Consider the following 8,976-nt stretch of genomic DNA (forward strand, 5'->3'; position numbering starts at 1 on the left):
ATTCCTAAGGACCCGGCGGAGGGTCCTTAGGCGTCCTTCTTTGGTTCCTTTCTTTACGTCAAAGAAAGGAACTCGCCGCCGGTCGACTACCGGCAAACCCTCCGACTTCTGGGCGGAATATCTAAAACCGCTGTCGGCCGGTCGACGGCAGGCCCCCCGGCCCCGGGCGGAAACCCCTGGGAGGGGCTCCGCCGCTCCCCGAGCGGCAAATCACCACCCCGAAACGTGCCCGCGCCGGATGGCGCCGAAGATACGTTTTGTAATTCCGGGGTGAGACTTCTCCATATTGTATAAAAATTCCTTGGTCCACTGCCGTTCGGTGCACCCGTCGACGGGGCATTTGCTCTTGACGACGGGGAGGCCGGCGCGGTTCACCGCGTTGCGGACCTCCCGCTCGGTGGCGAAGATGAGCGGGCGGATCATCGTGAGGTCCTTGCGGGAGAGGTAGGAGACGGGAGAAAAACACCCGATGCGTCCCTCGTTGAAGAGGTTCATCAGGAAGGTCTCCACCGCGTCGTCGAAGTGGTGGCCGAGCGCGATCTTGTTGCAGCCGTTCGCCTTGGCGGTGTCGTGCAGCACCCCGCGGCGCATCCGTGCGCAGAGACTGCAGGGATTTGACTCGCCGCGCTCGCCGAAGATGATCTGCCCGATATCGGTGCGGCGCAGGATATATTCGACGCCGAGCGCGTCGCACAGGCCGGCGATGGGGGAAAAGTCGCCCTCCTCGCCGTTGAAGCAGTTGTCAAGGGTGATCGCCTTGAGGGTGAACTCGATGCCGATGAACCGCCGCACCCCGGCCAGACCGGCGAGCAGCGCGACGGAATCCTTGCCGCCCGACACGCCGACGGCGACCGTGTCGCCGTCCTCGATCATCCGGTATTCCTCCACCGCGCGGCGGATATAGCCCATGATCTCCTGCATAATAGCCTCCGTAAAGTTTGATGGAAAAGCGAGCGCCCGGCCGCGGCCGGGCGCAGATGGTTCGGGAAAGAGAAATCAGCCCTCCGCCGGTTCGACACGGAAGCGCACCCGGTCGGTGTAGCCCTTTTCGCGCATGGCGGCGTTGAGTTCGGGCCAGCGGCCGCTCATGCGGAGGATGACAAGCCCGTTCACCCGGTCGACGCCCCAGCTTGTGACGGTGTCGACGCCCTTGACGGCGCGGCGGGCCTCGAGGAATTCGACGACCTCGTCGAGTTCGGCGGCGCTGCGCCCGGCGCTCTGATAGGTGACGGGACAGGGCTTGCCGTGGTAGGCGGTGGTGAGCTGGGCGACCAGCGCGGGGGTGACGCCGCCTTCGGGAGTCTGCCAGAGGACGAGGCCGCGCCGGTCGTCGGTGAATTCCAGCCCGCCGTATTCGCTGCGCGAAAGGCGGGGGGAGAGGAAGTTATAGTAGTCGCGCGCCGCGCTTTCGGGGGAATCGGGGTCCTCCAGCGCGGCCCACAGGGCGACGGTCTGGGGGAAGAGCAGCTCGGTCAGCAGGTCCATCGTCCCGCCGGGCGCGGTGTAATACCGGTCCATGTGGCGGATGATCAGGTAGGGCCGGCCCTCCGTGAAGCCCTCCGCGCGGACGGCGCTTGTAAAGAGGTGCAGGCGCGCCTGTCCCGGGAAATCGAGGTAGAGGTTGACGCCGGTGATGCTGCTCGGCGGCGTGGCGCCCTCGGGGAAGGCGGCGGCCTCCCGCAGCAGGTCGGCCGTCTGCCTGGCCAGGTCGGGATCGGTCACCGTGTTGACCGTCTCCTCGTCCCCCTTCCAGAGGGAGGCCTCGAGCAGGACGGGCAGCTCGGCCGGGGCCACGGGGATGGCGGGGGTCGTCTCATCCGGCTGGGGGGAGGCTTCGTCGATCGGCTTAAGCAGCCGGTCGGCAAGGACCGGAACGGCGAGCCCGGCGCAGAGCAGCAGCGCCAGCAGCAGACAGAGACCTCTCTTCATAGCGACACACATCCTTCTTGCCAGATTCTTTCATGGAAGAAGTGGCGGAAAAGCAGGGATTTCCTGCCGGAATTTTCAGTTTTTTTCTTTTTTGTCCCTCTCGCGCCCGGTCGGCTCCCCGGGAGGGACGCGTTCGGCGCGGATACGGGCGATGCGCCGCTCCTCGATGAGCAGGACGGTGAACTGGACGCCCTCGAGCCGGACGGAGGGATGCTCGCCCGGCTCGGGCAGGCGGCCGAGGGCCTCGGTGATCAGGCCGCCGATCGTGTCATAGTCGGTGTCCTCGTCGAACTCGACGTCGAAGAGCCGCTCGACGTCGTCGATCGCGACGGTGCCGTCGATCGACCAGCAGTTTTCCGAGAGCTGGGAGATCTCCTCCTCCTCGTCGTCGTACTCGTCCTGGATGTTGCCGACGATCGACTCGAGCAGGTCCTCCATCGAGACGATGCCGGCCGTGCCGCCGTATTCGTCGACGGCGACGGCGACCATGACCTTCTTCTGCTTGAACTGCGCGAAGAGGTCGACGCAGCTCATGTTCTCGGGGACGAAGAGGGCGGGGCGCATGTATTTCTGGGGGTCGAAGTCCGCGGCCTCCCCCTTGCCGATGAGGCGGAGCAGGTCCTTGACGTAGATGATGCCCATGATGTCGTCGATGTCGTCGTCGTAGACGGGGATGCGCGAAAAGCCCGTATCGACGGCCAGGTCCGCGATTTCCTCGAGGGAGGCGGTCTTGGGCACGGCGGTCATGTCGGTGCGGTGGGTCATGACCTCCGAGACGCTGCGGTCGTCGAACTCGAAGATGTTGTTGATCATCTCCTTCTCGCTCTGTTCGATCGAGCCCTTTTCGCTGCCCACGTCGACCATCATGCGGATCTCCTCCTCGGTGGCCTCCTCAGGCTCCTCGCCGGCGCGCACGCCGAACAGGCGCGCCAGCCCGCGGGAGAGCGCGCCGTTCAAAAGCACGAAGGGCCGCATGACGCAGGCGACGAGCCAGCACAGCCGCGCGAGCGCGGCCGAAACCCCCTCGGGGTGGCGGCAGGCCACCCGGTAGGGGAGGAGCACGCAGAGCACGTTGAGCAGGAGCACGGTCAGCAGGAAGCCGGCGAAGGAAAAGGCGTAGTAGAGCTGCCGGCTGAAGGCGAGCGAACGGACGAGCCAGGTCAGCGGGACGAGCGCCAGGGGGTAGGTGAAGAGCGCCGCTGCCACCGTGCAGGCGAAGCGCGCGAGCTCGACGCCGTCAAGGAAGGCGGCGGGGCGCTCAAGCAGCCGCGCGATGAACCGCTCCCCGCCCCGTTCGGAGGAAGCCATCTTCTTCACGCTGCTGTCCCGCAGCTGGGTGAGGGCGGTGCGCCCGGCGGTCAGCAGGGAACTGAGCAGGATGAGGAGCAGGAAGATCACGATACTGGGATAGGGGTCCATGTTGTTCATTCCTCCAATTTGCGCCGCGCGGACGGACGACTGTTTCCGCTCCGGCACTGCTACCATAAATATAAACACTTTTCCGGACAATGTCAATTTGAAGCCCGCCGCGGGGGCGGAAAAATCCCCGGAAAACGCGGCCTTGGCGCGCGCCTTTGGGGAAAAGCGGGCGCCGCCTCCGGAATTTCCACATACGGGCGCCCCAAACGGCGTGAATTTTGCCGTAAAATTGACAAAACAGTCACAATTTTCTGGGTTCTGTTATTTACAAGGCGCGGCAAAAATGATAAACTCAATAAGGATAGGGACAAGGGGCTTTTGCGCCCTCTCGGGCCCGTTCGGAATATCCAATTTATTAGCGATCGCTAATTTATCATTAGGAGGAAGATGCAACATGGCAAGAAACAAACTCACCATGGACGGCAATACCGCGGCAGCGCATGTCAGCTATGCGTTTACCGAGGTAGCGGGGATTTACCCGATCACGCCGTCCAGCCCGATGGCCGACTACGTCGACCAGTGGGCCGCCGCAGGCCGTAAGAATATCTTCGGCACCACCGTCAAGGTCATGGAGATGCAGTCCGAGGCCGGCGCGGCGGGCACCGTGCACGGCTCGCTGGCCGCCGGCGCCCTGACCACCACCTATACCGCTTCCCAGGGCCTGCTGCTCATGATCCCCAACATGTATAAGCTCGCCGGCGAACTTCTGCCGGGCGTCTTCCATGTTTCGGCCCGTACTGTCGCCACCCACGCGCTGAACATCTTCGGCGATCACTCCGACGTCTACGCCTGCCGCCAGACCGGCTTCGCGATGCTCGCCGAGAGCAACCCGCAGGAGGTCATGGACCTGGGCGCCGTGGCGCACCTGGCCGCCATCAAGGGCCGCGTGCCCTTCATCAACTTCTTCGACGGCTTCCGCACCTCCCACGAGATCCAGAAGATCGAGGTCTGGGACTACGACGACCTGGCCGAGATGGTCGACGCGGACGCGGTCGAGGCCTTCCGCAAACGCGCGCTCAACCCCGAGCGCCCGGTCATGCGCGGCTCCCACGAGAACGGCGACATCTTCTTCCAGCACCGCGAGGCCTGCAACAAGTTCTATGACGAGCTGCCGGCCGTGGTCGAGGAGTACATGGGCAAGGTCAACGCCAAGCTCGGCACCGACTACAAGCTCTTCAACTACTACGGCGCCCCCGACGCCGAGCGGGTCATCATCGCGATGGGCTCGATCTGCGACGTGGCCGAGGAGGTCATCGACTACCTGACCGCCGCCGGCGAGAAGGTCGGCCTCATCAAGGTCCGCCTCTACCGCCCCTTCGTCCCCGCCAAGCTGGTCGAGGCGATCCCGGCCACCGCCAAGAGCATCGCCGTCCTCGACCGCACCAAGGAGCCCGGCTCCCTGGGCGAGCCGCTCTACCTCGACGTGATTACCGCCCTCTCCGAGTGCGGCGTGTCGGGCAAGACGGTCATCGGCGGCCGCTACGGCCTCGGTTCCAAGGACACCCCGCCCTCCAGCGTCTTCGCCGTCTTTGACGAGCTGAAGAAGGATTCCCCCAAGAAGCACTTCACCATCGGCATCACCGACGACGTTACATACACCTCGCTCGAGGAAACGAACTTCGCGAACACCGCGGCCAAGGGCACCATCGAGTGCAAGTTCTGGGGCCTCGGCGGCGACGGCACCGTCGGCGCGAACAAAAACTCGATCAAGATCATCGGCGACCACACCGACAAGTATGTGCAGGCGTACTTCCAGTACGACTCCAAGAAGACGGGCGGCATCACGATTTCCCACCTGCGCTTCGGCGACGAGCCGATCCGCGCGCCCTACTACATCAACAAGGCCGACTTCGTGGCCTGCCACAACCCCTCCTACGTCGTCAAGGGCTACAAGATGGTCCGCGACGTGAAGCCGGGCGGCGTCTTCCTCATCAACTGCCAGTGGACCCCCGAGGAGCTCAACACGCACATGCCCGCCGAGGCGAAGCGCTATATCGCCAAGCATGACATCCAGCTCTACACCGTCAACGCGATCGACCTCGCGATCAAGATCGGCATGGGCAAGCGCACCAACACCATCCTGCAGGCCGCGTTCTTCGCGCTTGCGAAGGTGCTGCCGATCGACGAGGCCGTCGACTACATGAAGAAGGCGGCCTACAAGTCCTACTCCAAGAAGGGCGAGGACGTCGTCAACATGAACTACGCGGCGATCGACGCGGGCGTTTCGGCGTTCGTCAAGATCGACGTCCCGGCCGACTGGGCCAACGCCAGCGACGAGGCCGAGGCGGCTCTGCCCGAGGGCAAGAAAGAGCTCGTCACGATGGTCCACGACATCATGGAGCCGGTCTCCAAGATGAACGGCGACAGCCTGCCGGTCTCCACCTTCGTGCCCCACGCGGACGGCACCTTCGAGCAGGGCGCTTCCGCCTATGAGAAGCGCGGCGTCGCGGTGTCGGTGCCCGAGTGGCTGCCGGAGAACTGCATCCAGTGCAACCGCTGCTCCTATGTCTGCCCGCACGCGACCATCCGCCCGTTCGCGCTGAGCGCCGACGAGGCCGCGAAGGCCCCCGCGCAGACCAAGTACACCGCCAAGATGACCGGCGCGCCCGACTACAAGTTCACGATCGCCGTCTCCCCGCTCGACTGCATGGGCTGCGGCGTCTGCGTCAGCGTCTGCCCGGCCAAGGAGAAGGCCCTCGTCATGAAGCCGCAGGAGAGCCAGTCCGCCCAGCAGGAAGTCTTCGACTACATGGTGGCGAACATCTCCAAGAAGCCCGGCATGCCCGCCGACGAGACCGTCAAGGGCAGCCAGTTCAACCAGCCGCTGCTCGAATTCTCCGGCTCCTGCGCGGGCTGCGCCGAGACCTCCTATGCCCGCCTGATCACCCAGCTGTTCGGCGAGCGGATGTACATCTCCAACGCGACCGGATGCTCCTCCATCTGGGGCGGCCCGGCCGCGACCAGCCCGTACACCGTCAACAAGGATTCCGGCCGCGGCCCGACCTGGGCGAACTCCCTGTTTGAGGACAACGCCGAGCACGGCTTCGGCATGTACATCGGCCAGAAGACCATCCGCGACCGCCTGGCCGCGAAGACCCGCGCGCTCATCGCGGTGCCTCACACCTGGGCCCCGCTGAAGGAGGCCGCGCAGGCGTGGCTCGACACGATGGATGACGGCAAGGCCAACGCCGCCGCGACCGAGAAGTATGTGGAAGCCCTGCAGGGCGGCCTGATGAGCGTGGACGACTGCCTCGCCTTCATCGAGACCCCCGCGAGCAAAGAGATCTTCGGCGACAAGCACGCCGAGATGCATGCGCACATGAAGGCCCTCAAGGCGGCGAACGCGCCTCACTGCGACTGCGAGGCCTGCACGCTGACTGCCGAGATTCTGGCTGAGAAGGAATACCTCGCCAAGAAGTCCGTCTGGATCTTCGGCGGCGACGGCTGGGCGTACGACATCGGCTACGGCGGCCTCGACCACGTGCTCGCTTCCGGCGAGGATGTCAACGTCATGGTCTTCGACACCGAGGTCTATTCCAACACCGGCGGCCAGGCGTCCAAGTCCTCCAACATCGGCCAGGTGGCGCAGTTCGCGGCGGCCGGCAAGGCGATCGCCAAGAAGAGCCTCGCCGAGATGGCCATGTCCTACGGCTACGTCTACGTCGCGCAGATCTCGATGGGTGCCGACATGAACCAGACGATCAAAGCGATCGCCGAGGCCGAGGCATATCCCGGCCCCTCCCTCATCATCGGCTACGCCCCCTGCGAGATGCACAGCATCAAGGGCGGCATGACCAACTGCCAGACCGAGATGAAGAAGGCTGTGGACGCGGGCTACTGGAACATGTTCCGCTTCAACCCCGCTCTCAAGGCCGAGGGCAAGAACCCGTTCACGCTCGACAGCAAGGCGCCGACTGCGAGCTACAGGGACTTCATCATGAGCGAAGCCCGGTACTCCTCGCTGACCCGCTCCTTCCCCGAACGTGCGGAGGTGCTCTTCGACGAGGCGGAGAAATCCGCCGCCGCGCGTTACCAGCACCTGCTCAAGCTCCAGCAGCTCTACGCGGAATAATCCGACGTGCAAAAGCCCCCGCGCCTTACGGCGCGGGGGCTTTTTTCTGCCGCCGGCCTCAGGAGGGGAGCGGGCGGGTGTCCTCGACGATGCGCCCGTCTATGATGCGGATGAGCCTCCCGGCGGCGGAGGCGATGCGGTCGTCGTGGGTGATGAGGATGACGGTGCGGCCCTCGGCGTGCAGCTCATGGAGGATGTCCATGACCTGCGCGCCCGAGGCGGAATCGAGGTTGCCGGTCGGCTCGTCGGCGAGGATGATGGGGGGCTTCGCGGCGATCGCGCGGGCGATTGCGACCCGCTGCTGCTGCCCGCCCGAGAGCTGGGCGGGATAGTGGTGCATGCGGTTGCCCACCCCCACCCGCCCGAGCGCGGCGGAGGCCAGCTCGCCGCGCTCGCGGCGGGGGATGCCGCGGTAGATGAGCGGCAGCTCGACGTTTTCCAGCGCAGTCAGGCTCGGGATGAGGTTGAAGCCCTGGAAGATGAAGCCGATCCGCCGGTTGCGGATCCCCGCGAGGGAGGCCTCGGGGATGTGGGCGACGTCCTCCCCGTCGAGGCGGTAGACGCCGCCGTCGGGGAGGTCGAGGCAGCCGAGCATGTTCATGAGGGTCGATTTGCCCGACCCCGACTGCCCGACGACCGCCACAAATTCCCCCGCCTCGATCGAGAGGGAGACGCCGCCGAGCGCGCGCACCTCGTTGTCGCCGGCGTTATAAATTTTGCACAGGTTCCGCAGCTCCACAAGCGGCATAAAAACAAATCCCCCGCAGACATTTTTTCTTAGTGTCTGCGGGGGATTTGTTTTTATGCGGCCGTTTTTTCAGCGAAGGACAAGGATCGCCGCGCCGTAGGCGGGCAGCAGCCCGTCGGCGCGCAGGCTGCCGTAGAGGACCGCCGCGTCCTTGAATTCCATCGGGAGGACGGCGGGCTGCTCGGAGGGGGTGCGGTTGACGGCGACATAGTAGCTCTCGCCGCCGCAGTCGCGCAGGAAGGAGACGACCTCGGGGGTGAAGGAGACGGCGCTGAAGGTGCCGGAGGAGAGCGCCGGGCATCCCGACCGGATCGCGCCGAGGGTGCGGAAGAACTGGATGAGCTCGGGATCCTCGCGGCCCCACGGGTAGCAGGTGCGGTTGAAGGGGTCCTTGTAGCCGTAGAGGCCGGCCTCGTCGCCGTAATAGAGGCAGGGCACGCCGGGCAGCATGTACTGGATGACCGACGCGAGCATGAAGAGCTTTTTGCCGAGCGCGTATTTTTCCGGGCTGAGGGTGTTGTTGTGCGCCTGCCAGTCGCGCCCGCCCGAAATCGGCTCGCCCGCCAGCGCGGTGATCGCCCGCTCGATGTCGTGGGTGGAGAGGGAGTTCATCAGCACGTCGAGCACCGGCTTGGGGTAGTGCTCGAGGATGGAGAGCAGGGTGGAGTAGAGGCGGTTGCAGTCGCCGTGGCGCACGTAGGCGATGATCGCGTCGCGGAAGGGGTAGTTCATGACCGAGTCGAGCTGGCCGCCGAGGAAGTAGCGGCGGCGGATGCCGTAGGCGACCTTGGTGGAGGCGTCCTCCCAC

The 8,976-nt window shown here is 65.1% G+C and carries 5 protein-coding genes and 1 pseudogene; 1 reads left to right on the forward strand and 5 read right to left on the reverse strand.

Annotation, left to right across the window (positions count from 1 at the left end; translation table 11 throughout):
• Nucleotides 1–210: 210 nt before the first annotated feature.
• The 3 genes from RDM88_RS09855 to RDM88_RS09865 all read right to left on the reverse strand — a co-directional run bounded on the left by RDM88_RS09855 (nt 211) and on the right by RDM88_RS09865 (nt 3,357).
• Complete coding sequence (locus tag RDM88_RS09855; RefSeq protein ID WP_308754674.1) at nt 211–921, reverse strand: tRNA 2-thiocytidine biosynthesis TtcA family protein; 711 nt, start codon at nt 919–921, stop codon at nt 211–213.
• Between the two features lie 75 nt (nt 922–996).
• Entirely contained in the window at nt 997–1,929 is a 933-nt protein-coding gene (locus RDM88_RS09860) for a hypothetical protein (RefSeq protein ID WP_308754675.1), read from the reverse strand.
• 75 nt (nt 1,930–2,004) lie between these two features.
• The gene (locus tag RDM88_RS09865; protein ID WP_308754676.1) at nt 2,005–3,357 is read right to left on the reverse strand and encodes a hemolysin family protein; all 1,353 of its coding nucleotides are present in this window, start codon (nt 3,355–3,357) and stop codon (nt 2,005–2,007) included.
• Between the two features lie 385 nt (nt 3,358–3,742).
• On the opposite strand from RDM88_RS09865, the gene nifJ reads away from it, so the two are divergent.
• Nucleotides 3,743–7,420 carry a pyruvate:ferredoxin (flavodoxin) oxidoreductase gene (gene nifJ, locus RDM88_RS09870; RefSeq protein WP_308754677.1) on the forward strand — a complete coding sequence of 1,226 codons (3,678 nt, stop codon included), beginning with the start codon at nt 3,743–3,745 and terminating at the stop codon, nt 7,418–7,420.
• Nucleotides 7,421–7,478: 58 nt separating this feature from the next.
• On the opposite strand, the gene RDM88_RS09875 is transcribed toward nifJ, so the two are convergent.
• Together RDM88_RS09875 and RDM88_RS09880 are read right to left on the reverse strand one after the other, a co-directional pair.
• On the reverse strand, nt 7,479–8,168 hold the full coding sequence (locus RDM88_RS09875; RefSeq protein ID WP_308754678.1) for an ABC transporter ATP-binding protein: 690 nt from the start codon (nt 8,166–8,168) through the stop codon (nt 7,479–7,481).
• A 69-nt stretch (nt 8,169–8,237) separates the two neighbouring features.
• Nucleotides 8,238–8,976, reverse strand: a pseudogene (locus tag RDM88_RS09880) (glycoside hydrolase family 13 protein); the annotation flags it as partial.

This window comes from uncultured Anaerotruncus sp. (assembly GCF_902490045.1).
Lineage (GTDB): Bacteria > Bacillota > Clostridia > Oscillospirales > Ruminococcaceae > Anaerotruncus.